This is a genomic window from Aquimarina ulvae, from assembly GCF_053613295.3.
Map to the genome: position 1 here is coordinate 108,932 of NZ_JBSIBP030000005.1, position 26,202 is coordinate 135,133.

A 26,202-nucleotide genomic window follows, 5' to 3' on the forward strand; every position below is an offset into this window, starting at 1 on the left:
GAATGACAAGACTTTTTTGCGTGTGCATACTTTTTTGGAGTGCTGCTGTTTTTTCACAAGAGAAAACAGTTGTTATTAATGCAGAAAATGCACCGCTTTCTCAAATAATCACATCTTTAGAAACACAATTCAACATTAAGTTCTCCTATATTGATGCTACAGTAATAAATAAGACTGTTACATTACAAACAACTACCAATACGAGTATACAGGATGTGATCGATACCCTGCAACAACAGTCAAAACTAAAATTCGAAATTACCGGAAAAAATTTTATTACCATCAGAGAATACACTAAGAAGGATACGATCAGCATATGTGGGACTATATATAACGAGAGTTTAGAACCACTAGAAAAAATCAGAGTATTCTTTAAGGCTTCCAGAACGAATGTTACTACCGATGAACAAGGCTATTTCGAGAATCTTCAAGTACCTTTGAATTCTGTAATTTTGATCAGTGCTCCGGGATTTAGGCAACGTGTACTTGATGCTTCAGAGTTTCTTGATGGCAACTGTATTAAAATCTATCTGAACAATACCATAGAAACGCTTGATGAAGTAATTATTCAGGAATACCTTACCAAAGGAATTACTCAAAGTAAAAAGGTAGTAAATATTGCTCTAAAAGATATTGAAATACTACCAGGTCTTACAGAACCAGATATTTTGCAAAGTATTCAACTAACTCCTGGGGTTAACAGTCCATTTGAAACAGCATCAGGAGTATACGTGCGCGGCAGTACTCCTCATCAAAACTTGGTGCTTTGGAATGGAATAAAGACTTATCACCAAGGGCATTTTTTTGGAATGTTGTCTGCTTTTAATCCATATGTAGTAAAAGAAGTGAATTTTTCTAAAAGTGGTGTTAGTGCAAAATATGGAGATCGGATTTCTGGAGTGATTGATATCAAAACCGAAAATGAGGTTGCCAACAATTTTACAGGTGGAGCCGGTTTTAATATGATCAATGCGGATGCTGTAATGCATTTACCAATTGTGCAAGATAGAGTATCACTACAAGTATCAGGAAGAAGATCCTTTACAGATATACTTGAAACATTTACTTACAAACAATTTGCTGATCGTGTATTCCAGAATACTACTATTGCAGAAAGAAACCCGCTTAATAAAGCTAAAAACGATTTTTTCTACGCAGATTTTAATGCTAATTTAATTACTAAAATTTCAGATAATGACAAGATTGAGGCGAATGCCTTGTACAGCAAAAATGATCTTGATTTTAAAAGAAGTGATGACCAAACATCTTTAAATGACAATCTAGTCACCGAAAATGAAGGCTATAATCTAAGCTGGGAACATAGCTTCAATCGCAAATTGAATATTCAAACCCACGGATATTACACACGATATTTGTTAAACTATCGGTTTATCACCGAAGAATCAGAAACTGCTTCTGAGATCGAAAGTAAAAAGAATAGTGTAAAGGATGTTGGTGCTGCTTTAGATATTCACTATTTCTTATCCGATTCACAAAAAGTTCTGGGCGGCTATCAATTTTCTAACAACATTATCAAATATGCATTTGTGACCACTACTCCGACCTATGAATTAATTCTGGATCAAGACAATCGTTTCCTGAATACTCATGCTTTGTACGGTGAATATAAATATGAAATTCCAAAAAAAATTTATCTATCTGCAGGATTACGTTTAAATCATTATACGGAATTAGGAAAATCAATTATTGAGCCAAGGGTTTTTATCCAAAAAAATCTGTCAAAATATTGGGAGGTTAATGCCACAGGAGAATATCGCAGCCAGCCAGTAAGTCAGATAAGAGAATCTGTAGTTAGCGATCTGTCCTTAGAAAATCAGGTATGGACATTGGCCAATAAAGAACAATTTCCTGTGATCACCAGCTATCAATTTACGATGGGAAGTAGTTTTAAGAAACATACTTGGTATTTTGATGTAGATACATACTATAAACAAATAGATGACATCACCTCGCTAACAGCAGGGTTTATCAATCCAGTCGATAACACCTATCATCCTGGAGAAAGCAGGATTTATGGAATAGATTTTTTTCTAAAAAAACGTTTTAAAAACTACAAAACCTGGGTGAGTTACTCATATATCAATACGCAAAATAAATTTGAAGATATTAACAACAATAAATCTTTTCCTGGCAATTGGAATATTGAGCACACGGTAAAATGGTCTCATTTCTATAAAGTCAATAATTTTCAGTTGTCTTTAGGGTGGCTTTGGCATACGGGAAAAGCTTACACCAATGTCGCGGGAGTTGATGACAGTGGAAATTTGGTAGTATTGGATTTTGGAGAAATCAACAGTAATAATCTACCTATATATCATAGACTTGATTTTTCTGCAATTTATGATTTCAAAATAAGATCAACTCCATATCTCAAATATAGATTAGGACTTTCTGTACAAAACCTATATGACAGAGAAAATTTACTTAACAGAGAGTTTCGAACTACTAACTCACTAGAAAACAGATTTATAAACTCTGATATTATTTCTTTGGGCATTACCCCAAATGTGAGTTTTAGAGTGTTTTGGTAATCTTTACAAGCGCTCTTTAAAAAACAATCTAAATTTTTCTTTTTGTTCCTCATCAAGAACATCAAGTATGGTATCGATCCACTCGGTTTCCATATCACCAGGATTCCAAAATTCTTCATAATCCAAATCTAAAAACCAAAGTTGGTCGAATTCATGCTCTTGATCCAATTTTTTCAAAAAGAGATCAAAGTTTGATTGAATATATTCTAAAAAACCTTGATCCAATAGCTCTTCAAACTGTTCACTACCGTGTTGTCCGCAAGCGCTACCAGCTCTTACTAAAGCCAATGATAGTGTTTCTTTACAGATACCATATTTATTTATGATATTACTAATATCACCATATTGATCAACTTCGTGATCCATATCATTGGTACGAAGAAAATCTATATAATTCTGGATGTATTGTATATCAGATAACGCCAACAAAGTAGCAATTGTTGTCCCTACTGGTGTTTCACTGTCTCTCCAAAACCTTTCATTATTTTCTTTATAATAAGAATCCTTTACAAACAATAAAAGTTTATGATGAAGCCCTGGAAAGACAATAGCTTGCTCTACGAGTTCATCAAAAAAAGAGCTTCTATCCTTAGCTTCAAGTAAAACATCATTTTGATCATAAAATTTATATTTGAATTCGTAAACAGCTGTGTACTCTTCTAAGACTCGATCTCTTGTTTCCGTTACTAATTCTGAGACCAAACCTAAAACCTTATCAAGTTGATCTTCTGATAAGTTAACCGTTGGGATTTCTGAATGAGGAATTACTTTTTCTAATTCTAATGACTTAGTACTAGTATTGCTAGCTCTAACCTGAAGTGTAATTCTGGAAATACTATTCATTCCTAAAAATTTTAATAATTACTTGACAATATTAAAGAATAATTAAGGTATTAAGATCCCGGTTTTCAGTGAAAATTCTTAGTATAATTGATCTGAAGTGGGTAAAAAAAAACCATTCTGATATTGCCAGAATGGTTTTTTACGTATTTTTTTTGATATTTTTTCTAGAACTGCTCTCTTCCTGAGAAGTGAAAAGCACCTTCGATAGCAGCATTATCATCGCTATCGCTACCATGAACTGCATTTTCACTAATCGAAGTAGCAAACTTTTTACGAATAGTTCCTTCTGCAGCTTCCTCTGGATTCGTAGCGCCAATCAAAGTTCTAAAATCTTCTACAGCATTCTCTTTTTCGAGAATAGCCGCTACGATTGGACCACTAGTCATATATTCTACTAATTCACCATAGAATGGACGCTCACTATGTACTTCATAAAAAGCCTTAGCATCATCAGTAGTCAATTGTGTTAATTTCATTGCTACAATTCTAAAACCTGAAGCTGTAATCTGTTCAAGGATTGCACCAATGTATCCTTTTCTTACCGCATCCGGTTTAAGCATTGTAAAAGTTCTATTTGTTGCCATTTTCAAAATTTAATTTATTCTATTTCCTTATAAGAGGATTTTTTTAATCACCATGCTGACCTACTTGGCCAAATACAAAATTTTGTGCAAAAGTATATATAAAAGTTTCAAAAACAAGAAATATCCACATAAAGTGCTGTCATTTTCGAATTCGTTTAAAAAATTCTTAATTTTTCGTATAGTTCTGCTTTATTTCCTGAAATATGGTGTTGTTTTTTCCACGTATCTGCATGCGCACTTCTTGCGTATCAAAATTGAAATTTAAAACACCAAAACTCGGTACAGAAATTACTTCACCAACCCTATGTTTGTTTGGCTCTCCTGTATATTTAGTGTATGCGTGTGTCAATCCACTGGATGTAAAATCTATAAGCGGATAGGATAGTTCTGGTAGGTTTGTTTTAGAAAATTCAGAAATATGCCTATCTCCACTTAGAATTATGGCACTCTTAACTTTCTCTTGTATAATCAGGTGCTTGAGTCGTTCTACTTCTTCTGGAAAATTTGTCCAACACTCCCATCCGTGTTCTCCAGATAAAAACTGAATACTACTGACTATGATATGAAAATCAGACTTACTACACTTCAATTCATCTTTTAACCACAGCCATTGTTTGTCGCCAAGAATCGTTCCTTTTATATTGTTATGAGGAACATATCGTTTATTACCAACAGTATCTTTTAAAAGTGGTGACCTAAAATATCGGGTATCTAATATGATTACTTTGATACTCCCTCTAGAATGGTTAAAAATTTTAGAGGTATAAATTCCTTCTTGCACTCGTCTGGAATCTTCTTTTGTAACTCCAAGAAAATCTAAAAACAATTGTTGACTTTCATTTTTCATCTCCCACGATACTCCAGCGTCATTTTTTCCATAATCATGATCATCCCAGGTAGCCATTATTGGAACTTGCTGTTTCAATTTTTGATAATCTACATTACTATTTTGAGTTTGGTAGTCTCTCTTGATTTTAGACATATCAGCAGAGTCACCATAAATATTATCACCGCCCCAAATAAAAAGATCTGGGTCGTTTTTTAAAATTTCTTTCCAAAACGGTTGAGGACTATTTTGTTTATTACAACTTCCAAAAGCAATAGTAAAATCATATTTTTCTCTTTTTGATATTTTTTGAGCATAAGAAGAATACACTACAAAAAGCACTAATACAATAATACTTTTCCTTATTTTCATTTTCGATTTATTTGAGTGGTACAAAATTAAGAATTCCTTTATTACCATATTATTAATAAATAGTATCTTCGCTGATCTATGAATTCGAGTGAGATAAAAGAAATAAAAGTGCTATTAAGCACTCCAAAAAATATTGTCATTATTCCCCATAAAAATCCAGATGGAGATGCAGTTGGCTCTACGCTAGCGTTGGATCATTATTTATTAGGATTAGGACATAATCCTACGGTTGTAGCACCCAATGATTATCCCGAATTTTTAAAATGGATTCCTGGGGAAAACAATATTATTAAATATGATAAGGATACCGATATTGCAGCTGCAAAAATAAAGGAAGCTGATATTGTTTTTACTTTAGATTTTAATCATTTTTCCAGAACAGGAACTCTTATGGAAAGCCTCCTGATCAAAACCGATGCTATTTTTATAATGATTGACCATCACCAACAACCAGATACCTATGCCAAATATACATACAGCGATGTTGGTATGAGTTCTACTTGTCAGATGGTGTATCACTTTATAGAAAAACTAAATGATCTAGACAAAATAAAAACAGCCATCGCTACTTGTCTATATGTTGGTATTATGACCGATACTGGTTCTTTTAGATTTAGATCTACTACCAGTACCACACATAGAGTGATTGCTGATTTAATTGATCGAGGCGCAGACAATACTGGCATTCACGAAAACATTTATGACACTAACTCATATTCAAAGTTACAATTAAAAGGGGTAGCACTAAAGAATTTAAAGATTCTTCCTGAGTATAAAACTGCTTATATAAGTTTATCTCAAAAAGAATTAGATGATCATAATTTTAAAAAAGGTGATACAGAAGGCTTTGTAAATTTGGGGCTATCGGTAAGTGGTATTGTACTTGCGCTAATTTTTATTGAAAATAAAGGTGAAGATATTATCAAAATTTCATTAAGATCCAAAGGCGATTTTTCGGTCAATGAATTTTCTCGTAAACATTTCGAAGGAGGAGGTCATCATAACGCAGCGGGTGGTAAAAGTAATCTTTCACTCACTGAAACTGTTGACAAATTTATTAGTATATTACCTGCTTATAAAAATGCCCTTAATTCATGAGACATTTTCTTCTATCTATAGGCTTTATAATACTAATTTTTTCGTGCAAGGCACCCGAGGCGAGGAAACCGGTAAGTATTTCATCGGGGTCTTTTATCAACGAATCTATTGCTCGAAATAAAGAGCTTAGTGCAAGGGAGGAAGCGCGTATCCAACAAATTATCAAAAGGGATACACTAAATACTTATATAGCATCGGATGGTGGATTCTGGTATTATTATGAAAAAAAAGATACTGTTGCCACCACAACGGCTAAATTTGGTGATGTTGTTAATTTTAACTACAATATCAAAAAACTGAACGGTGATATTATATACAACGAAAAAGAGTTAGACACTGTAAATTATGCCATTGATCAAGAGGACTTGTTTTTTGGATTAAGAGAAGGATTAAAACTCATGAAAGAAGGAGAAATTATAACATTTTTATTTCCTTCGTATCAAGCTTATGGATATTATGGAGATGATCACAAGATCGGGACAAATATTCCGTTAATGTCTAGAGTAACACTTAATAAAATTACCAAACAATCAACAAAAGAAAATTAAAACTTAACAAAACAAAATGAAGAAATTAAATTTTTTATTCTTGGCTCTTATTGCTATAACCTTTAGTAGTTGTGAAGAAAAATATCCAGAACTAGAAGATGGAGTCTATGCAGAAATTGTCACAAATAAAGGAACTGCTATTGCAAAATTATATCACGAAGCAACACCTATGACCGTGGCAAACTTTGTTTCTTTAGCAGAAGGGACAAATACTATGGTAGATAGTATATACAAAGGAAAAAAATATTATAACGGTATTATATTCCACAGAATAATTAAAGATTTTATGATCCAGACAGGTGACCCTTTGGGAACCGGCACTGGGGACCCTGGTTATAAATTTCCGGATGAGTTTGTTGATTCCTTAACCCACAAATCTAAAGGGATCCTTTCTATGGCTAATTCTGGCCCCGCTACAAATGGTAGCCAATTTTTTATTACACTTAAAGAAACGCCTTGGCTAAATGGAAAACATACTGTGTTTGGCGAAATTGTTTTAGGACAAGATATAGTAGACAGTATTGGAGTTGTAGAAACCAAGAAACCAGGAGATAAACCAGTCTCTGAAATAAAAATGCAAGAGGTTAATATTATCAGAAAAGGGAAAGATGCCAAAGCTTTTGATACTAAAGTTGCTTTTGAAGATAACTTAAAAGTTTTAGAAGAAGAAAAGCTTGAAAAAGAACGTATTCTTAAAGAAAATAGCGCTAAAACCGCTGCTAAATATGCTGAGCTAAAAGAGAAAGCAACAAAACTAGAAAGTGGTTTAGAAATTTATTTTATCAAGGAAAGTGATGGTGAACAACCTAAACAAGGACAAATGGTAGACTTAAATTATCAAGGATATTTTACAGATGGGAGGTTATTTGATACAAATATAGAAGAAATAGCAAAAGAAAACGGTACTTGGGATAATCGTAGAGCGAGCAATCCGAAAGGCTATGCTCCTATATCGATCCCTTATTCTCCAGAAGCCAGAATGATTGCTGGATTTAAAGAAGGAGTACAACAAATGAAAGTAGGAGATAAAGCTGTTATCTTTGTACCGTCGCATCTAGGGTATGGGGAAAGAGGCAGAGCTCCTATACCTCCTAATACAGATATGATTTTTGAACTTGAACTAGTGGGAATCGCTGACAAGTCAGCTCCTCAAGGGCATTCTAAAGATGACGGTCACGGACATTAATTTATATCATTATATAAAAAAGGCATCTCATACAACATGAGATGCCTTTTCTTTTCATCCAAGTCTAAAAATTATTTTGCCGGAATGTTTTCTAAAATTTTCTTCACAAAACTCCAATATTTTTGTGCAGAAGAAATGCTGGCTCTTTCATCCGGAGAGTGCGCTCCCAAAATAGTTGGTCCAAAAGAAATCATATCCATATTAGGATAATGCTGTCCTAAAATACCACACTCTAACCCTGCATGGCAAGCCGCTACATGTGCTTTTTCTCCATTAATCTTTTGGTAGAGTTCGTCCAAAACTTTTAATATTGGAGAATTCATGTTTGGTGCCCAACCTGGATAATCACCATCTGTGGTTACCTCGCAACCTATCAACTCAAAACTAGCTCTTAATTTATTAACCAAATCTAATTTAGTGGACTCCACACTACTTCTGGTCAGACATTCAATCTTAATGTTACCTTCACCAATATTGACTTTGGCAATATTATTCGAAGTCTCGACCAGATCAGGAATCGATAAGCTCATTTTATAAACTCCGTTATGGGCGGCATATAAGGATTTGAGAAGACCTTCCTGCACTCCTAGTTCCATAACTTTATTGGGTAAATCTACAGTTCTTAATTCTACTGTCAAGTTTGGATCTACAACAGACAGCTCCTTCTTATTTGTAAAAATAAGTTCATTTAATTCAAACTCAAATGCTTCAGATTGTATCGAATCTACTACCACGGTTGCAAAACTTTCTCTGGGAATTGCATTACGCAGACTTCCTCCTTTGATTTTATGAACCCTAAGTCCAAAATTTTCGAAACCATCAAACAACAATCTATTCATAATTTTATTAGCATTACCTAATCCTTTATGAATATCCATCCCCGAATGACCACCACTAAGACCAGTAACAGAAATTGTATATGCTGTTTTGCCTTCTGGAACATCCTCTTCTTTATACATTCTTTCGGCAGTAACATCCACACCTCCTGCGCACCCTACTCCAATCTCATCATCTTCTTCTGTATCTAAGTTTAATAGAATTTCTCCCTTAAGCCAGTTGGATTTTAGCCCCATCGCTCCCGTCATACCAGTTTCTTCATCAATCGTAAACAAAGCTTCAATTGCCGGATGAGAAATATCATCAGATTCAAGAATTGCCATAATAGTTGCTACACCTAGTCCATTATCTGCTCCTAAAGTAGTTCCTTTAGCTCTCACCCAATCACCATCAACATACATTTCAATTCCTTGTTTGTCAAAATCAAACGTGGTATTTGTATTTTTTTGATGAACCATATCTAAGTGAGATTGCATCACAACCATTTTTTTATCTTCCATTCCTGATGTAGCAGGTTTTCTTATTAAAACATTGCCTACTTCATCTATCGCTACCGGAAGTCCCAGAGATTCTCCAAAATCTTTCATAAACGCAATAACGCGTTCTTCTTTTTTAGAAGGTCTGGGAACAGCATTAAGATCTGCAAACTTATTCCAAAGCGCTTTAGGTTCCAGGTTTCTTATTTCTGAATTCATATATGTATCATGTTTTTGGCAAATGTACATGATGCAACAAGCATAATCAAGGATTTGCGGATGAACCAAAATGTTTATGTGTCGAATTCCGTTTAGTCTTACAACAATTTTGGTACAAACAAATAAAAACTTACTTCAAATGATATATTAAATGTTGTAGATTTACATCGTATTATATTTATTTCATGCAATCTAAAACTAAATTCTATCTTACCATTTTATTGCCAATACAAATCCTACTTGTTAAAATACTTTCTTTCTTTCCAGAATTGGTTGAGCGATTTTATAGTAATGGCCTTTTCGTTTATACATCCAAGGCGCTACGGTATGCATTTGGATGGCTTCCGTTTTCTTTTGGGGATATTGGTTATTGTATTTTGATCATACTCCTAATACGATTTCTGTATAAAAAAGTATTTCGAAAAAAGATTCTATGGAAAACTGTCTTACTTGACATAGGAGCTACTTTTTCTATTGTTTATGGTTGCTTTCATATTTTATGGGGACTGAATTATTACAGATTGCCAATGCATGAAATATTAGGTATTGATGATGCCTATACCGAAGAGGAACTCTTTTTAGTTTCTAAAAAATTAATTGAAAAAGCGAATCGCATTCATGCTAAGTTAGAACCAAATGATTCGTTACCAATCGTCATGCCGTATAGCAAAGAAGAAATATTTGAAAAAACAATTCCTGCGTATGAGGAACTTCATGAGATTTTACCTTTGGTTCGTTATTATCCGAAAAGTATCAAAAGATCTCTTTTAAGTATTCCACTAACCTATATGGGATTTAGTGGTTATCTTAATCCGATCACCAATGAAGCGCAGATTAATGGTTTAATAATCAATTATAAAGCACCCACGACAAGTTGCCACGAAGAGGCACACCAGTTAGGGTTTGCCAAAGAAAATGAAGCAAATTTTATTGCGGCTCTCACGACTATGAACTATGATGATGTGTATTTTAATTATAGTGGTACTACCTTTGCGCTAAAGTTTTGTTTAAATGATCTGTATCTTAGGGATGAGCAAAAAGCATTGTGTTTAATCGAAAAATTAAGACCTGGTATCCGAAAAAACTATCAAGAAGTTCTTGAATTTTGGATGCGCTATCAAAATCCGCTGGAACCTTTATTTAAATCTACTTATGACAGCTACCTAAAAGCCAACAACCAACCGGATGGTATGGAAACCTATAGCTATGTAGTAGCATTATTAGTAAATTACTACAAGAATAAGTTATAAACGATAGTAAATGTTACTCTATAATTTACTGCCGAGCTGTTAAAAAATTACTAATTTGTAAGGTCTTTCTTTAGCAAAAGTTATCTTTAAAATCAATTCATCTTTTTACACTAACTCTTATGAAAAAACTATTATTATCACTCTCTGTGATATTTATGGGGCATACACTTTCTTCTCAAGAATATTTCCCAAAAAATGATGGCGTAAAGACGTCCAATTCTAATTACACTGTTTTCACGAATGCTACCATTCATACTTCTCCTGGAGTAGAAATCAAAAATGGCACATTGATTATCCAAAAAGGAACAATCAAAGAAATCGGTACTGCTCTTTCTATTCCTAAAAACAGTGTAGTAATTGATTTACAAGGAAAACATATGTATGCTTCTTTTATTGATCCTTTTACAGACTTTGGTATAAAAAAACCGAAAAAAAATGGAAATTCTTTTCGAAGAAATCCTCAATATGATGCCAGTAGAGAAGGCTATTACTGGAACGACCACATCCGCCCTGAAACAAATCCGCTTCATAGCTTTGATTATGACGAAAAGAAGGCAGATGAATATATCAATGCTGGGTTTGGAACTGTAAATACACATATGCCTGATGGAATTATCAGAGGCAGAGGAGTATTAGTTGCGCTAAATAATAATGGTTCGGATGGAGAACGATTATTAAGTGATGCATCTTCACAATTCCTTTCTTTTTCTAAAAGTGAAAAAAGCAAGCAAGCATATCCGACTTCCTTAATGGGAGCTATGGCTCTATTAAGACAAGTATACTTGGACGCTAATTGGTATGCGCAAGGAAATACAACTAACAAAGATCTCTCACTAGAAGCACTAAATAACAATAAAGATCTACCACAAATCTTTGAAGCCGGAAGCAGAGTTAATGGTTTTAGGGCTGATAAAATTGGCGACGAATTTAATATTCAATACATTATTGTCGGAGGTGGTGATGAATATGCAAGGATTGATAAGGTTAAAGCTACTAATGCAAAATATATTATACCCTTAGATTTTCCCGAAGCATACGATTTGTCCGATCCTTATATGGCAAACCTTGTAAGTCTTGGTGATATGCGCCATTGGAATCAAGCGCCTACCAATCCGTCGGTACTAGCAAAAAATGGAATACAATTTTCCTTAACAACTCATAAACTAAAAAAAATAACTGACCTAGAAACAAGAATAGAAAAGGCCATAACATACGGGTTAGATAAAAAAACAGCACTCGCATCGTTGACAACTATACCCGCACAAATTATTGGTAAAAGTGATCTCCTAGGTAGTTTAAAGAAAGGGGCTTATGCCAACTTTTTGATTACCAAAAATGAGCTATTCTCTAAAGACAATGTAATTTATGAAAATTGGGTACAAGGAAACAAAAATGTAATCAATGATATGGATACTATCGATATCAATGGAACCTATGACCTAACGCTTGCAGGAAAGACGTATGATCTATCCATTTCTGGAAAGCCATCCAAACCAAAGGCAGAAATAAAACTAGGAGGGACCAAACTCGGAAACAAAATCTCCTATAAAGGGGATTGGATATCCATTACCTTTACCGATGCAGATACGACCAAAACACAATACATCAGAGTTACTGCTTTAATACAAGACAATCCTAAATTCTGGACCGGAAAAGCAATTCTCCCTAATGGTGCCGAAATGACTTTTACGGCAAAGCAAAAGCCAAAAGAAGATACCAATAAAGACAATAAGAAGTCTGAAGATACAAAAGAAGATCCAAAAGTATTGCCTGTTACCTATCCAAATATAGCTTACGGTAGTAGTACACTTCCGAAGCCAGAAAGTACGCTATTTAAAAATGCTACAGTTTGGACCAATGAATCTGATGGCATTCTCACTGAAACAGATGTATTGATTAAAAATGGGAAAATAGCCGCGATAGGCAAAAACCTATCATCAGGTAATGCCAAGGTTATTGATGCTACGGGAAAACATTTAACCAGCGGCATCATTGATGAACATTCACATATTGCTGCAGCTGCCATCAATGAAGCTGGTCATAATTCTACTGCAGAAGTAACCATAGAAGATGTCGTTTCCCCGGATGACATTAATATATATCGTAATCTTGCTGGTGGTGTGACTTCTATTCAAATTCTTCACGGTTCTGCAAATCCTATTGGAGGTAGATCAGCTATCATTAAATTAAAGTGGGGAGAAAGTGCAGAAAATCTAATTTATGATAACTCGCCTAAGTTTATAAAGTTTGCGCTGGGAGAAAACGTAAAACAAAGTAATTGGGGTGATGCAGAAAGAGTTCGTTTTCCACAAACACGTATGGGTGTAGAACAGCTGTACATAGACTATTTTACCCGAGCTAAAAACTACGAAAAACTGAAGAATAGTGGAAAACCATATCGTAAAGACATAGAAATGGAAACTCTTGTAGAAATCCTCAATGGCAACCGCTTTATCAGTTGTCATTCCTACGTTCAAAGTGAGATTAACATGTTAATGAAAGTCGCCGAGCAATTCAATTTTAGAATAAACACATTTACCCATATCCTGGAAGGATATAAAGTTGCAGATAAAATGGCCGCTCACGGTGCAGGTGGATCCACATTTTCTGATTGGTGGGCTTATAAATATGAAGTAAACGATGCCATACCATACAATGCCTCAATTATGCATAATCAAGGTGTGACCGTTGCGATTAATAGTGATGACGGTGAAATGTCTCGTAGATTAAATCAGGAAGCTGCAAAATCTGTAAAATACGGAGGTGTACGTGAAGAGGATGCTTGGAAGTTTGTAACCTTAAACCCTGCAAAACTTTTACATATCGATGATCGTGTAGGAAGCATAAAAGTAGGCAAAGATGCAGATGTAGTTTTATGGACGGGTCATCCTTTATCTATTTATTCTAAAGCTGAAAAGACATTGATTGAAGGTGCTGTCTATTTTGACTTAGAAAAAGACATAGCCCTGAGAAAAAACATTGTGCAGGAAAAGAATCAACTTTCTACTATGTTGCTTAAAGCTAAAAACAATGGTTTAAAAACGCAGCCACCTAAGAAAAAGGAAAAACAACAATTTCATTGTGAAACTTTAGAAACGATCCACTAAAATTAATGAATCAAAACATGAAAAATATTATATACATATTGTTGTTATCACTATTCTCTTTTGGAAATGTAACAGCACAGCAAACCCCTGCTAAGAAACAATCTGAAGTTACTACAATCAGTGGTGCAACTGCGCATATTGGTAATGGTCAGGTAATAGAAAATTGCACTATAACTTTTGAAAACGGAAAAATAACTTTTGTTGGTGCTGATAGTAATCCTCCTACCGATGGAAACGTTATAGATGCATCTGGCAAACACGTATATCCAGGATTTATAGCACCAAATACAACACTTGGACTTGTAGAAATTGGTGCTGTGAGAGCTACTGATGACGATAGCGAAATTGGCGGTTTTAATCCTCATATACGAAGTATTATCGCCTATAATGCAGAAAGTAAGATTGTAGAGAGCATGAGACCAAATGGGGTTTTAATCGCTCAAACCACACCACGTGGAGGGTGGATTTCCGGAACCTCATCTATCGTGCAATTGGATGCCTGGAATTGGGAAGATGCGGCAATAAAAACTGATGATGGAATACATATAAATTGGCCAAGTCCTTTTACCAGAGGTAGATGGTGGTTGGGTGAGGATCCAGGTTTTAAGCCAAACAAAAAATACCAAGAACAAGTAACTGCAATTAATGATTTTATACATCAGGCAAAAGCGACTGTAAAGTCAGACGCAAGCAACGAGAACTTACCTCACGTAGCTATGCAAAAAATCTTCGATGGTTCGCAAAACCTGTTTATACACGTGAGTGCAGAAAAAGCAATTCTGGATGTGTTAAATTTTGTTCAAGAACAAAGTATCAAAAAAGTAGTGCTGGTACATGCAGATGAAGCATATAAAGTTGCCACTCAGTTACAGCAACGAAATATACCTGTATTGTTAACAAGAACTCATTCAACACCAAATTATGAGGATGACGACTATGATTTGCCTTATAAAAATGCAAAGTTGTTAATGGATGCTGGAGTATTAGTAGGATTAGAAAACAGTGGTCAAATGGAACGCGCGAATGCGCGCAACCTTCCTTTTCAGGCTGGAACCGTTGCGGCACATGGGTTAGACAAAGAGAAAGCACTACAACTAATCACCGGTAATAGTGCCAAAATATTGGGTATCGACGATATGGTAGGTACATTAGAAGTTGGCAAAGACGCTACGCTTTTTATCAGCATAGGTGATGCACTAGATATGCGAACCAATCAATTAGAAAAAGCTTTTATCCAAGGAAGAGATATAAGTCTAGAGAGTCATCAAACCAAACTCTGGAAAAGGTATCGTGAAAAATATAGTAAATAGTTAAGAAAATTTACTAAAAAAAAGAGGCACTTATATTAAGTGCCTCTTTTTTTTAAATTCCCAGTTTTTCCATTTGATATTTGCTCTTATATTTAAGTGCAACAGTTACCCGAACAGATTCATAAATTTCATCTTCTCCTCTCGATCTCCAAACTGCTTTTACGCCTTCTTTTACAAGCCAGGAAAACGATGGTGTATATGTAGGTCTTGGAACTAAATGCATAGCATTGGAAGCCTCTAATGCTTCTACATACATTTCTGCTGCTAAGTCGCCTAAATCATCGGTCACATCATATTCTGAAATTGTACTGTTGGGATAAAAGAAGTTTAAAATTTCGGCGACCATCTGATCATTACTTATAGAACTCATGAAATAAGGTTTTAAGAGATTAAAAAAAATTATGATACAAAATTTGTAATATTTAACCCCAAGTCCAACCCCGTTTTCAGTGAAATTCTATCCAATTTTAGTGTATATTAATTTTTAAACTCTTTCATATCCTGAAGTGCGCTGATTAGCATATTTACGTGATTTAGTGTGCAGCTTTCTCCCATTATCCCAATTCTCCATATCTTACCAACAAAATTCCCTAAACCTCCACCAACTTCAATATTATATTCATTCAATAATTTTTTTCTAAGTAATCCTTCGTCATTGCCTTCTGGAAGAAAAACAGCATTAAGATTCGGTAATCTATATTGTTCTTCAACTAAATATCGAAATCCTAACTGTTCTAATTTAGTTTTTAGAATCTGGTGAACATCTTGATGTCTTTTCCATCGATTTTCTAAACCTTCTTCTAGAACAATCCTCAGAGATTCTCTCAAAGCATATACCGAAGAAACCGGAGCTGTATGATGATATGCGCGTTTCGCACCGCCCCAGTAGTTTTTAACCAGACTCAAATCCATAAACCAACTTTGTACTTTTGTTTTTCTGTTTTCTAATACTTCTAAAGCGCTGTCCGAAAAACTTACCGGTGATAATCCAGGAGGAGCACTTAAGTTTTTTTGTGTTCCGGTGTATATCGCGTCAATATTCCAATCATCAACTCTCAACTCCATTCCGCAATAAGAAGTCACGGCATCTACCATTAATAATCCTCCAGCATTATGTACTACATCACTTATTTCTTTAATGGGTTGTAATGCTCCTGTAGAAGTTTCTGCATGAACCAATGCTACTAATTTTGGCTTCTTACAAACACCTAATGCCTTTTTAACGTCCTCCGTTGTAATGACGGTTCCCCAATCTTTTTCGATTTTATGAACTCTTGCACCACATCTTTCGGCAATATCGGCCATTCTACCTCCAAAAACTCCATTTATACATATGATTATTTCGTCTCCGGGTTCCAATAAGTTCACCAAACAAGTCTCCATACCTGCACTACCTGGAGCTGAAACTACAAATGTCATATGATTTTTAGTCAAGAACGTTTCTTGTACCATAGCCTTAACCTCATCCATAATTGTCACGAATTCAGGATCCAAGTGACCTATCAATGGTGTGGACATTGCTTTAAGCACTCTGGGATGCGTATCCGACGGTCCAGATCCCATTAGTATCCTATTACTTGTTGTTAGTTCTGTATACATAAAATTAGTTTTTGCGTGTGTCACTATATCGTTTTCGGTAATAAATTTGATAAAGGATATAAATTTAACTAATTCCAGAAATGTGCATCCGTGAAAACACTTCATTCCTTTTAAGAAATCCAATTAAAATTGGTAATTTATCAATTATACTCATTTATTGTACGCTTGAATTATCATATTATAAAAATGAGGTACGAATTTTTATAAAAAACTTTTGTTTTTATAAAATAAGAAGCTCTATCGGTGTCATACCAATAGAGCATTTTCAATATATTCCTAATTATATAGTGTCTTTTACATAGTATCCACTTTTTCTACTTTAGGCTTTTTAAATAAAGAAATATCTAATTTTTCTTTGCTGACGCTAGCATTCTCAAAATTTCTTATGTTTTTGACATCCCCTACAATACCATCCTCATACGATCTCCATTTTAGTGTTTTTGGTAATAATAGGCCATCTACATCGTTCCAATCCGCATACTCAATTAAACTAACCTTTTCACTGTTTTCTTTGCTAAAAAACGTTACTGTATATCCCAAATATTTCATTTTGTAGGATGCTGCATCATAATAAATAAAGTAATTATCTTTTGGTGAATCTCCTATTGCTTCTCCATAGGATATTTTATAACCGGGATATGATATATTAGCTACTTTCAGATCAGCTACCTTTTGATACGAAATTCCTTCATCACCTAATACAAAAGGCATTGCATAAAAATAAAACATCAAATTATGATAAAAACGAGGATTTCCTTTAAAATAAGTAGAGTCTTGCTCAATCCAGGCTTCTTTACCATCAAAACCTAACACAAATTTATCCGTCTCAATACGAGCATATCTACTAGCAAGATCTGTTGTGTGTTTTTCATTGCCTTCTGGATTAGCAAGTTCAAAAACCAATGTATTTTGTAGATCAAAATTTTGTAACCCACCGTGAGCGGTAAATACGGCTGCTAAATCTTCAGGGAGATCTCTGTACCGATCCGGTGTTATTTCTTCTATTGGTTTTTGGTCATCTATTTCTTTTTCTTCTTTTGAGACTTGTTTGCAAGAAAACAAAGTACTTAGTACTAGCATTACTATTATTATTTTTCTCATTACTGAAAGTAAGGTTGTGGTTTAAGTATACTATAGTCGTGTCTTACTGATAACCTTACAAACTAAATAATATTACTTCTTCTTATTAACAACTTTGCCTGCTTCATAGATATGATTTTTATCCGAAAAAGTATATTTGTCATCATTATATTTAAAGGTCTTTACGTCTGCTCCTTCGACCATTTTTCCATGAAAAAATACGTGGTTTACATCTTTTGCATATCCGTATTCCAGGTCTTTAAAAGTGGACGCATCCGCATTTTCTACAAGCAGCCCTTCATAAAAAATACGATCGTCGATTTTGAGAAGTGAATGATCTTCGAAAAAACTAATTTGTTCACTATCTTGAAATGGAAGTGTTATTACTTTGTCTATATTTTCAAAACCTCTATGACTAAGATAAAAATACACGTTTTGATCATCACGAATATGTGAGTCTGTCAAAGAGATGATTTTAGAAGGGTTTGCATTTTCTACTTTTAGTATAGGTTGACCATACCAATAATGATATACTCCATTAACGTCTTTACAAAATTGATCATTGATGATTTCAAAAGATCCATGATCGACTACAGTACATTTTTCATTATTATGATAAATGAAGTTTTTATCTTTTGCAAAATCATAGCCTAATGGTTCATAAGTTTTGGCATCTGCTCCTTCTAAAATTTTAAACCCTTCTTCATCAGAGTCGTGCAGATAATAAAGATCGTCTGTCAATATGTATACGTGATTTTTATCCATAGGAACCAAACCTGCTTTCACCTGAAAAGAAGCTACATCTATTGGTGAATTTATTGCTCTGGATTTAAAATAAGCATGATCAGCATCCTTGGCATAATCTCTTCCTAAAACCTGAAAAGAAGGAAGGTCTACTTCCATTTCATCTTTACCCAAAGAAAACCAATTTCCCATTGGACTGTATACAATTCCTTCATTATCTCTAGTATAATAATAAGAATCTGATAGTTCTTTGTTTACTAATCCTCCGAACGGATTTAAAAAGCGATACACCCCATAAATGAATAAAGATCCGACTATAAGGAAAATGATGGCTACTATCATGATTATCTTTTTTATCATCAGACAAAATTATGAAAAGGAATCTGTTTTTTTCACCCTATAAACCGTGGTTAAGAATTATATTCAAATAGAAATCTCTTAGGTTTTTTGTTTTTTCTTTTTAGCAGCAGGAAAAAGTACGTTATTGAGGATCAAACGATATCCTGGTGAATTTGGATGCAATTCTAATTCTGTTTTTGGATCCCCAACTCTATGCTGATAATCTTCTGGATCGTGACCTCCATAAAAGGTAAAGAACCCTTTACCTTTAATACCGTGTATATATCTGGCCTCATTATTAGTCTTATTTTCTCCTAAAACCAATACATTGGATTTTATTTCATCCGGATCGTATGCTGTAGTTTGTCCCATAAATCCTTTTACCAAAGCGGTATGGCTTTGACAAAGCATTGTTGGAATCGGATCCCATTTTGCAGAAAAATCCATTAGTGTAAAATAATCCGTAGTTTTAGGAATACGACGTTTTCGGGTCATATCAATAGAAGAAAACTCATATACATTAGGACTACGCTCTAATATAAAATCCTTAAATGCGAACGTTTTATTATAATTAATTTTGGATTGATATCCAGGTTCACTGGGATCACCATCAAACATGGGTTCACATATATCTACTCCTTCTGCTGCCAAAGCTATCTCAAAACTATCAGTAGCACTGCACATTGCAAACATAAATCCTCCGCCTACTACATAATCTCTTATTTTCAGTGCTACGGCTAATTTTTCTTCAGAAACTTTTTGATATCCAAGATCATTTGCTAATTTCTCAGCTTGTGCCTTTTCTTTGATATACCAAGGAGTAGCTCTATAGGTATTATAAAATTTTCCATATTGTCCTGTAAAATCTTCGTGATGAAGATGAAGCCAATCATACAATATCAAGTTATCTTCTAATACCTCTTTATCATAGACTGTTTCGTAGGGAATCTCTGCAAAGGTTAATACCATCGTCACCGCATCATCCCATGGTTGATTCCCTTTGGGAGAATATACCGCTATTTTAGGTGCTTTTTCCAAAATCACAGCCTCCATGTTTTTCGAAGGACTGCTGATATCTACAAGAATTTCTTCGGTTTTGGCATCACTTAAAACTTCATAAGAAACTCCTCTAATCGTACATTCTTTTCTAATATTTTCTGTATCCGGCAATAAAAAAGAACCTCCTCTATAATTAAGTAGCCATTTCACTTTAAGGTCTTTGCTTAAAGTCCAATAGGTAATCCCATAGGCTTTGAGATGGTTTTGCTGACTATCAGCATCCATCGGAATTAAGACATATGAAGCATAGGATTGAAAAGAAAGGAAAAAAAATAACAAAATAAAAACCTTAAACTTACTCTTCATTTTAATTTTAGAAAGGAACATCGTCATCATCATTAGAATCATTTATGCTACTCCCAAAAGCTTCATTGGCACTTGGAAGATGACTTGTATTAAACGGATCTTCTTCTTCTTTACCATCGTTCATTTTAGAATGAAACTCAAAAGGAGTACTAAAGTCATCTAAGTTATCAAATTTACCTAAGTGACCAATGAATTTTAACCTAATATTTTCTAAACCACCATTACGGTGTTTTGCGACAATAAATTCTCCTTGTCCTTGAGTAGGAGATCTTTCTTCGTCGTCCCATTCATCAATCTTATAATATTCAGGTCTAAATATAAATGCTACGATATCCGCATCTTGCTCAATCGCTCCAGATTCCCTTAAGTCACTCAAGAGTGGCCTTTTGCTTCCTCCACGAGTTTCTACGGCACGTGATAACTGGGATAATGCAATAACCGGAATATTTAACTCTTTTGCTAAAGCCTTAAGGTTCCGAGAAATTGTAGAAATTTCCTGTTCACGATTTCCGTTCTTACCACTTCCACCAGCAGTCATTAACTGCAAGTAATCAATAACGATCATTTTTATACCGTGCTGAGAAGAAAGACGTCTCGCTTTTGCCCTTAAGTCAAAAATGGAAAGAGAAGGAGTATCATCAATAAAAAGTGGAGCTTTTTCTAAATCTTTCACCTTTACATTAAGTTGTTCCCACTCGTGTTTCTCTAACTTACCTGTACGCAACTTCTCTGAAGAAAGACCAGTTTCTGAAGATATTAACCGCGTAATTAACTGTACAGAAGACATCTCTAAGGAAAAGAATGCTACGGGAATATTGGCTCCGACCGCCATATTTCTAGCCATCGATAATGTCAAGGCTGTTTTACCCATACCAGGACGCGCTGCAACAATGATCAAATCACTTGGTTGCCAGCCAGAAGTAAGCTTATCTAATTTATCAAAACCAGAAGGCACACCACTCATCCCTTCTTTGTTGGATATTTCCTGAATTTTTTTCTTTGCTTGTATTACCAGACTCTGAGCTGTTTCTGTAGATCGCTTTATATTTCCTTGAGTAACTTCATACAATCGTGATTCTGCCATATCCAAAAGATCAAAAACATCAGTGGTCTCATCATAAGACTCTTCAATGATTTCATTTGATATTTTGATCAGGCTTCGTTGAATATATTTCTGCAAAATTATTCGGGCATGAAACTCGATATGTGCTGAGGATGCTACTTTTTGCGTTAGTTGAATCAGATAAAATTCCCCGCCAGCCAATTCTAGTTTTGCATCTTTCTTTAACTGACTGGAAACCGTTAATAAGTCTATTGGTTCTGAATTTTCGAAGAGTTTATAGATTGCTTCAAAAATATATTTATGAGACTCCCGGTAAAATACATCAGGATTTAGGATATCAATAATTTCGTCAACTCCTTTTTTATCAATCATCATTGCCCCAAGCACAACCTCTTCTAAATCAGTTGCTTGAGGAGGTATTTTTCCTTTTTCCAGCGAAATTACGTTCCCCCGAACATAATTAGATTGCTGTGCTTTCTGTACTTTTTCCATAACCACGAATGTAAAAAAATTGTGAAGAGATCGCCCTTATACAAAGGTAATCAATGTTCACTAGTCTTCAACAAATGAACTGTTGATAACTTAATTATATTGTTAATAAGCATAAAAAAATCCGAAGTCAAAAACTTCAGATTTTTGTGCCAAGTGATTCTTTGGGGGTTAGCCTTTGAAAACTCCCATGTTTGCATATTTATCCATACGCTTTTCTACCAATTCTTCTGGTGATAAGTTTTTTATCTCTTCGAACGATGACAAAATTTTGTCTCGTACGGCTTCAAATGTTTTTTCTCGATTGCTATGTGCTCCTCCTAAAGGTTCTCTTACGATCTCATCAACAACCTTCAGTTTTACACTATCTTTTGCAGTAAGTTTTAATGCTTCTGCCGCAATTTCTTTTTGGTCCCAACTTCTCCAAAGTATAGAAGAGCAATTCTCTGGAGAGATTACAGAATACCAAGCATTCTCTAACATTAACACTTTATCTCCTACTCCTATACCTAATGCACCTCCACTGGCACCTTCTCCTATAATTATTACAATAATTGGTACTTTCAGACGAGTCATTTCCATAATATTTCGGGCAATTGCTTCTCCTTGACCTCTTTCTTCTGCCTCTAAACCAGGATAAGCTCCTGGAGTATCTATAAAACTAACCACAGGGATATTAAACTTTTCTGCACTCTTCATCAATCGAAGTGCTTTTCTGTATCCTTCTGGGTTTGCCATCCCGAAATTACGGTACTGTCTTGTTTTTGTATTATATCCTTTTTGTTGACCTATAAACATAAAACTTTGATTACCAACTTTACCAAGACCACCAATCATCGCTTTATCATCTTTTACATTGCGATCCCCATGTAATTCTAAGAAAGAATCTCCACAGATTGCATTTATGTAATCCAACGTATATGGTCTAGATGGATGTCTTGATAATTGTACTCGTTGCCAAGCAGTCAGGTTTTTGTAAATTTCTTTTTTAGTCTCGTTCAACTTTTTTTCAATTTGCTTACAAGTATCCGTAACATCTACATCACTCTCTGCTCCAATAGCACAAGCTTTTTCAAATTGTTCTTCGAGTTCTTTTATAGGGAGTTCAAATTCTAAATATTCCATATCAAGAATATATTTTGTTTTTTTAACTAGGGTTAGCAGACAAATATAAAACAATACTTGTTAAACTAGTATTAAGACCTTTGCCTTTTTATTTTTTTAATATTTTTTAAAATACCATTTAACACCACTGTACTAATTATAATGAGGGCTCCGTAATAAAATCCTGGATTCATTTTTTCTGAATCTCCAAAAATCAAAAACGCTAATACAATTCCATAAACTGGTTCTAAATTAATGGTCAACATTACCGTGTAGGGGCTTAAATATTTCATCACCTGTACAGAACCAATAAATGCATATGCTGTACATACAGATGCCAAAATAATAAGATACACCCAATCAGAAGTTGATAATTGAAAGAAAGAAATGGAAAATCCCCCATTGTCATTTCCAAAAAAAGAAACAACAATCAAATAAACCGTAATAAAACCAACACCACTCACTAATTCGTAATATGAAATCATTGATGGTGTATACTGCTGGGCAATCTTGCCATTTATTAAAGAAAAAACAGCGGATAAAAAAGCAGAACATATAGCATATATAATACCTGAAAGATAATCTCCTTCGACATTAAAAATAATATAAAGCCCACCTATAACCATCAGACCCAGTATCACTTCATACCAAATCAATTTCCTTTTATAAAAAATAGGCTCTAAAATAGACGTAAAAAAAGCTCCGGTGGAAAGGACCGCCAAAGTAATAGAAACATTAGACGCTTTTATTGCTGCAAAAAACGTAATCCAATGCATTGCTATGATTGCACCTGCAATGCATAAAGTAACAAGTAGTTTTCTCGAAATATTCAATGAAATTTTTCGAATACGAATGTAAAAGTAAATAAATACAGAAGCCATTAGCATGCGATACCAAACAAGTGGCAGGGCGTCTATAGATATCAATTCTCCAAGTATTGCTGTAAATCCCCAAACAAATACTATAAAATGAAAATGTAGATAATTCTGAAGTTTAACGTTTGGCATTATACAATAGATAAATGGCTAAAATCCCAAAAGAAACATTTGGAAACCAAACTGCTACCAAGGGTGGAAAATCGGATTGATTGGCCATCGTACCTAACACCTTATCAAAAAAGATAAAAACGAAAGCTAGCGAGATACCTACGGCGAGATTTACCCCCATTCCACCTCTTCGTTTCATTGATGAAACTGCCACACCTATTACAGTGAGAATGAATGCGGAAACAGGTATACTCCATCTTTTATAAGCCACTACTTTATAACGGTTTATATCAGAAGATCCTCTTTTGCTTTCTTTTTCGATAAATTTACTTAACTCCGTATAATTAAGTGTCTCTGCTACATATGTCACTGGCGTAAACTCATCGATATTAAAAGGTAGTACCGTATCTTTTTTTCTGGCTTTCTCTATGATATCCTCATCCTCTAAAATAGTTCGTTTTACAAAATCCCTAAGTTCGTATATACTATCTTTCTCAATAAAAGTTATTGTTCTTGCAGAAATTTTGGTCACTAGCTTATTTCCATCAAAATACTCCAAAGTAAAATTGGTAGCTTTCTTTTGAAGTGGTTTAAAATCATTGGCATATAGAAAGATACTATCGTTTAATTGTCGATATACATTTCTAGTTTCCTGTACTTTTTTACCTTTTTTTAGATATGTATATTTAAACTCATTAAATCCTTGACTTGCCTTTGGTGCTAAAAACAATCCCATTGCTAATGCTCCTAAACAAATTAAAACAGCACCAATCATATAGGGTCTTAAAAATCTCCAGAATGAGACTCCAGAACTTAAAAATGCAATGATCTCTGTTTTATTGGCCAACTTGGATGTAAACCAAATCACCGAAAGAAAAACAAACAATGGAAATAATAGATTTGCAAAATATATGGTAAAATCCAGATAGTAAGATACCACTGCTCCAAAGGGTGCTTTATGCTCTAAAATATTGTCTATTTTTTCTGAAAGGTCTACGATAATACCGATAGGAATAAATAAAAGGATCATTGTAAAAAATGTCCCCAAATATCGTTTAAGTATATACCAGTCTAATATTTTCAAACTATAATCTTTTATCCATTTGTTTCACCATCTTATTTTTCCAGGAATAAAAATCTCCGGCTAAGATATGTTTTCTTGCTTCTCGAACCAACCATAAATAAAAACCCAAATTATGAATGGTAGCAATTTGTCTTCCTAGCATTTCATTAACAGAAAAAAGGTGTTTCAAGTATGCTTTTGAATATTCCGTATCTACATATGTCATTGCCATTTCATCGATTGGAGAAAAGTCATCTTCCCACTTTTTATTCTTTATATTTATAGTACCATGTGCTGTAAATAACATTCCGTTTCTTCCGTTACGAGTCGGCATAACGCAATCAAACATATCAATCCCAAGTGCTATATTTTCTAATATATTAATTGGGGTTCCTACACCCATCAAGTATCTTGGTTTATCTTCTGGTAGTATTTCAGTTACCACTTCTGTCATTGCATACATTTCATCTGCTGGTTCTCCTACAGACAATCCTCCAATTGCATTACCCTGTGCTCCTGCCTTAGCAATATACTCTGCTGACTGTTTTCTTAAGTCTTTGTAGGTGCTTCCTTGCACGATCGGAAAAAAAGTCTGATCATACCCATATTTAACTGGAATTTTTTCGAGATGTTGCATACATCTATCTAGCCACCTGTGAGTCATATGCATACTTCTTTTAGCATATCGATAATCACAAGGATACGGAGTACATTCATCGAAAGCCATTATAATATCCGCGCCAATTGTGCGCTGTATTTCCATTACGTTTTCTGGAGTGAAAAAATGGTATGAACCATCTATATGAGATTTAAACTTAACTCCTTCTTCTTTAATTTTACGATTCGCAGATAACGAATACACTTGATAACCACCACTGTCGGTAAGAATATTTCGATCCCAATTCATAAATTTATGTAATCCTCCTGCTTTCTCTAAAATAGGTGTTTGTGGTCTGAGATAAAGATGATACGTATTTCCTAAAATAATATCTGGGTTGATATCATTTTTTAACTCTCTTTGATGCACCCCTTTAACGGTTGCTACAGTGCCAACAGGCATAAAAATAGGAGTTTCAATAACTCCATGATCGGTTGTTATTTTTCCTGCCCTGGCTTTACTTAGAGGGTCTGTAGATAATAGGTCGAATTGCATAGTTTTTAT

General features: G+C 34.4%; 21 protein-coding genes. 7 read left to right on the plus strand and 14 right to left on the minus strand.

Going from position 1 to position 26,202, the window contains the following annotated elements; genetic code table 11:
• Positions 1-2 precede the first annotated feature (2 nt).
• Positions 3-2,552, plus strand: a complete 2,550-nt coding sequence (locus tag ACWGOQ_RS12435; RefSeq protein WP_452058475.1) for a TonB-dependent receptor domain-containing protein — start codon at positions 3-5, stop codon at positions 2,550-2,552.
• A gap of 3 nt (positions 2,553-2,555) precedes the next feature.
• Here ACWGOQ_RS12435 and ACWGOQ_RS12440 read toward each other — a convergent pair whose 3' ends face one another.
• From ACWGOQ_RS12440 to ACWGOQ_RS12450, 3 genes are all read right to left on the minus strand, one after another.
• A complete protein-coding gene (locus ACWGOQ_RS12440; protein WP_452058476.1) occupies positions 2,556-3,395 on the minus strand; it encodes a hypothetical protein in 840 nt (279 codons plus the stop codon).
• Positions 3,396-3,559: 164 nt separating this feature from the next.
• Entirely contained in the window at positions 3,560-3,979 is a 420-nt protein-coding gene (locus ACWGOQ_RS12445; RefSeq protein ID WP_452058477.1) for a nucleoside-diphosphate kinase, read from the minus strand.
• Between the two features lie 166 nt (positions 3,980-4,145).
• Positions 4,146-5,177, minus strand: a complete 1,032-nt coding sequence (locus ACWGOQ_RS12450; RefSeq protein ID WP_452058478.1) for an alkaline phosphatase D family protein — start codon at positions 5,175-5,177, stop codon at positions 4,146-4,148.
• 78 nt (positions 5,178-5,255) lie between these two features.
• On the opposite strand from ACWGOQ_RS12450, the gene ACWGOQ_RS12455 reads away from it, so the two are divergent.
• Genes ACWGOQ_RS12455 through ACWGOQ_RS12465 form a run of 3 tightly spaced genes read left to right on the plus strand, consistent with a single transcriptional unit; the run spans position 5,256 to position 8,009 of the window.
• Entirely contained in the window at positions 5,256-6,275 is a 1,020-nt protein-coding gene (locus tag ACWGOQ_RS12455; RefSeq protein WP_452058479.1) for a DHH family phosphoesterase, read from the plus strand.
• Positions 6,272-6,823 (plus strand): gliding motility-associated peptidyl-prolyl isomerase GldI, encoded by a 552-nt coding sequence (gene gldI, locus ACWGOQ_RS12460; protein WP_452058480.1) that lies wholly within the window; start codon positions 6,272-6,274, stop codon positions 6,821-6,823. The genes ACWGOQ_RS12455 and gldI overlap by 4 nt, the downstream gene beginning before the upstream one ends.
• A 16-nt stretch (positions 6,824-6,839) precedes the next feature.
• Positions 6,840-8,009, plus strand: a complete 1,170-nt coding sequence (locus ACWGOQ_RS12465; protein WP_452058481.1) for a peptidylprolyl isomerase — start codon at positions 6,840-6,842, stop codon at positions 8,007-8,009.
• 71 nt (positions 8,010-8,080) lie between these two features.
• Here the strand turns inward: ACWGOQ_RS12465 and ACWGOQ_RS12470 are convergent, their stop codons facing one another.
• Positions 8,081-9,541, minus strand: coding sequence for an aminoacyl-histidine dipeptidase (locus ACWGOQ_RS12470; RefSeq protein WP_452058482.1), 1,461 nt, complete (start codon positions 9,539-9,541; stop codon positions 8,081-8,083).
• A 185-nt stretch (positions 9,542-9,726) separates the two neighbouring features.
• On the opposite strand from ACWGOQ_RS12470, the gene ACWGOQ_RS12475 reads away from it, so the two are divergent.
• The 3 genes from ACWGOQ_RS12475 (at position 9,727) to ACWGOQ_RS12485 (ending at position 15,208) form a co-directional block, all read left to right on the plus strand.
• Positions 9,727-10,791 (plus strand): DUF3810 domain-containing protein, encoded by a 1,065-nt coding sequence (locus tag ACWGOQ_RS12475; protein WP_452058483.1) that lies wholly within the window; start codon positions 9,727-9,729, stop codon positions 10,789-10,791.
• 119 nt (positions 10,792-10,910) lie between these two features.
• On the plus strand, positions 10,911-13,898 hold the full coding sequence (locus tag ACWGOQ_RS12480; protein ID WP_452058484.1) for an amidohydrolase family protein: 2,988 nt from the start codon (positions 10,911-10,913) through the stop codon (positions 13,896-13,898).
• Positions 13,899-13,915: 17 nt separating this feature from the next.
• On the plus strand, positions 13,916-15,208 hold the full coding sequence (locus tag ACWGOQ_RS12485; RefSeq protein WP_452058485.1) for an amidohydrolase family protein: 1,293 nt from the start codon (positions 13,916-13,918) through the stop codon (positions 15,206-15,208).
• Positions 15,209-15,260: 52 nt separating this feature from the next.
• Here ACWGOQ_RS12485 and ACWGOQ_RS12490 read toward each other — a convergent pair whose 3' ends face one another.
• The 10 genes from ACWGOQ_RS12490 to tgt form a co-directional block, all read right to left on the minus strand.
• Positions 15,261-15,578, minus strand: a complete 318-nt coding sequence (locus tag ACWGOQ_RS12490; RefSeq protein ID WP_452058486.1) for a hypothetical protein — start codon at positions 15,576-15,578, stop codon at positions 15,261-15,263.
• A gap of 107 nt (positions 15,579-15,685) precedes the next feature.
• A complete protein-coding gene (locus ACWGOQ_RS12495) occupies positions 15,686-16,807 on the minus strand; it encodes a pyridoxal-phosphate-dependent aminotransferase family protein (protein ID WP_452058487.1) in 1,122 nt (373 codons plus the stop codon).
• A 294-nt stretch (positions 16,808-17,101) separates the two neighbouring features.
• Positions 17,102-17,887, minus strand: coding sequence for a hypothetical protein (locus tag ACWGOQ_RS12500; protein ID WP_452058488.1), 786 nt, complete (start codon positions 17,885-17,887; stop codon positions 17,102-17,104).
• 93 nt (positions 17,888-17,980) lie between these two features.
• Complete coding sequence (locus ACWGOQ_RS12505; protein WP_452058489.1) at positions 17,981-18,973, minus strand: DKNYY domain-containing protein; 993 nt, start codon at positions 18,971-18,973, stop codon at positions 17,981-17,983.
• 96 nt (positions 18,974-19,069) lie between these two features.
• Positions 19,070-20,254 (minus strand): asparagine synthetase B, encoded by a 1,185-nt coding sequence (locus ACWGOQ_RS12510; RefSeq protein ID WP_452058738.1) that lies wholly within the window; start codon positions 20,252-20,254, stop codon positions 19,070-19,072.
• Positions 20,255-20,342: 88 nt separating this feature from the next.
• On the minus strand, positions 20,343-21,890 hold the full coding sequence (gene dnaB, locus ACWGOQ_RS12515; protein ID WP_452058490.1) for a replicative DNA helicase: 1,548 nt from the start codon (positions 21,888-21,890) through the stop codon (positions 20,343-20,345).
• A 168-nt stretch (positions 21,891-22,058) separates the two neighbouring features.
• Positions 22,059-23,012: an acetyl-CoA carboxylase carboxyltransferase subunit alpha gene (locus tag ACWGOQ_RS12520; RefSeq protein WP_452058491.1), complete on the minus strand. Its 954-nt coding sequence runs from the start codon at positions 23,010-23,012 to the stop codon at positions 22,059-22,061.
• A 71-nt stretch (positions 23,013-23,083) separates the two neighbouring features.
• Positions 23,084-23,998 (minus strand): DMT family transporter, encoded by a 915-nt coding sequence (locus ACWGOQ_RS12525; protein WP_452058492.1) that lies wholly within the window; start codon positions 23,996-23,998, stop codon positions 23,084-23,086.
• Entirely contained in the window at positions 23,985-25,061 is a 1,077-nt protein-coding gene (locus ACWGOQ_RS12530) for an LptF/LptG family permease (protein ID WP_452058493.1), read from the minus strand. Before ACWGOQ_RS12530 ends, ACWGOQ_RS12525 begins: the two co-directional genes overlap by 14 nt.
• 1 nt (position 25,062) lies before the next feature.
• Positions 25,063-26,193, minus strand: coding sequence for a tRNA guanosine(34) transglycosylase Tgt (gene tgt, locus ACWGOQ_RS12535; RefSeq protein WP_452058494.1), 1,131 nt, complete (start codon positions 26,191-26,193; stop codon positions 25,063-25,065).
• Positions 26,194-26,202: the final 9 nt, after the last annotated feature.

Excerpts from the sequence above, each read along its gene's own strand:
- ACWGOQ_RS12435 (WP_452058475.1), top strand. The coding sequence starts at position 3 with ATGACAAGACTTTTTTGCGTGTGCATACTTTTTTGGAGTGCTGCTGTT.
- ACWGOQ_RS12455 (WP_452058479.1), top strand. The coding sequence starts at position 5,256 with ATGAATTCGAGTGAGATAAAAGAAATAAAAGTGCTATTAAGCACTCCA.
- ACWGOQ_RS12480 (WP_452058484.1), top strand. The coding sequence starts at position 10,911 with ATGAAAAAACTATTATTATCACTCTCTGTGATATTTATGGGGCATACA.
- ACWGOQ_RS12490 (WP_452058486.1), bottom strand. The coding sequence starts at position 15,578 with ATGAGTTCTATAAGTAATGATCAGATGGTCGCCGAAATTTTAAACTTC.
- ACWGOQ_RS12510 (WP_452058738.1), bottom strand. The coding sequence starts at position 20,254 with ATGGATGCTGATAGTCAGCAAAACCATCTCAAAGCCTATGGGATTACC.
- ACWGOQ_RS12520 (WP_452058491.1), bottom strand. The coding sequence starts at position 23,012 with ATGGAATATTTAGAATTTGAACTCCCTATAAAAGAACTCGAAGAACAA.
- ACWGOQ_RS12525 (WP_452058492.1), bottom strand. The coding sequence starts at position 23,998 with ATGCCAAACGTTAAACTTCAGAATTATCTACATTTTCATTTTATAGTA.
- ACWGOQ_RS12445 (WP_452058477.1), bottom strand. The coding sequence starts at position 3,979 with ATGGCAACAAATAGAACTTTTACAATGCTTAAACCGGATGCGGTAAGA.
- gldI (WP_452058480.1), top strand. The coding sequence starts at position 6,272 with ATGAGACATTTTCTTCTATCTATAGGCTTTATAATACTAATTTTTTCG.
- ACWGOQ_RS12500 (WP_452058488.1), bottom strand. The coding sequence starts at position 17,887 with ATGCTAGTACTAAGTACTTTGTTTTCTTGCAAACAAGTCTCAAAAGAA.
- ACWGOQ_RS12485 (WP_452058485.1), top strand. The coding sequence starts at position 13,916 with ATGAAAAATATTATATACATATTGTTGTTATCACTATTCTCTTTTGGA.
- ACWGOQ_RS12450 (WP_452058478.1), bottom strand. The coding sequence starts at position 5,177 with ATGAAAATAAGGAAAAGTATTATTGTATTAGTGCTTTTTGTAGTGTAT.
- ACWGOQ_RS12495 (WP_452058487.1), bottom strand. The coding sequence starts at position 16,807 with ATGTATACAGAACTAACAACAAGTAATAGGATACTAATGGGATCTGGA.
- ACWGOQ_RS12505 (WP_452058489.1), bottom strand. The coding sequence starts at position 18,973 with ATGATAGTAGCCATCATTTTCCTTATAGTCGGATCTTTATTCATTTAT.
- ACWGOQ_RS12470 (WP_452058482.1), bottom strand. The coding sequence starts at position 9,541 with ATGAATTCAGAAATAAGAAACCTGGAACCTAAAGCGCTTTGGAATAAG.
- tgt (WP_452058494.1), bottom strand. The coding sequence starts at position 26,193 with ATGCAATTCGACCTATTATCTACAGACCCTCTAAGTAAAGCCAGGGCA.
- ACWGOQ_RS12475 (WP_452058483.1), top strand. The coding sequence starts at position 9,727 with ATGCAATCTAAAACTAAATTCTATCTTACCATTTTATTGCCAATACAA.
- ACWGOQ_RS12465 (WP_452058481.1), top strand. The coding sequence starts at position 6,840 with ATGAAGAAATTAAATTTTTTATTCTTGGCTCTTATTGCTATAACCTTT.
- dnaB (WP_452058490.1), bottom strand. The coding sequence starts at position 21,890 with ATGGAAAAAGTACAGAAAGCACAGCAATCTAATTATGTTCGGGGGAAC.
- ACWGOQ_RS12440 (WP_452058476.1), bottom strand. The coding sequence starts at position 3,395 with ATGAATAGTATTTCCAGAATTACACTTCAGGTTAGAGCTAGCAATACT.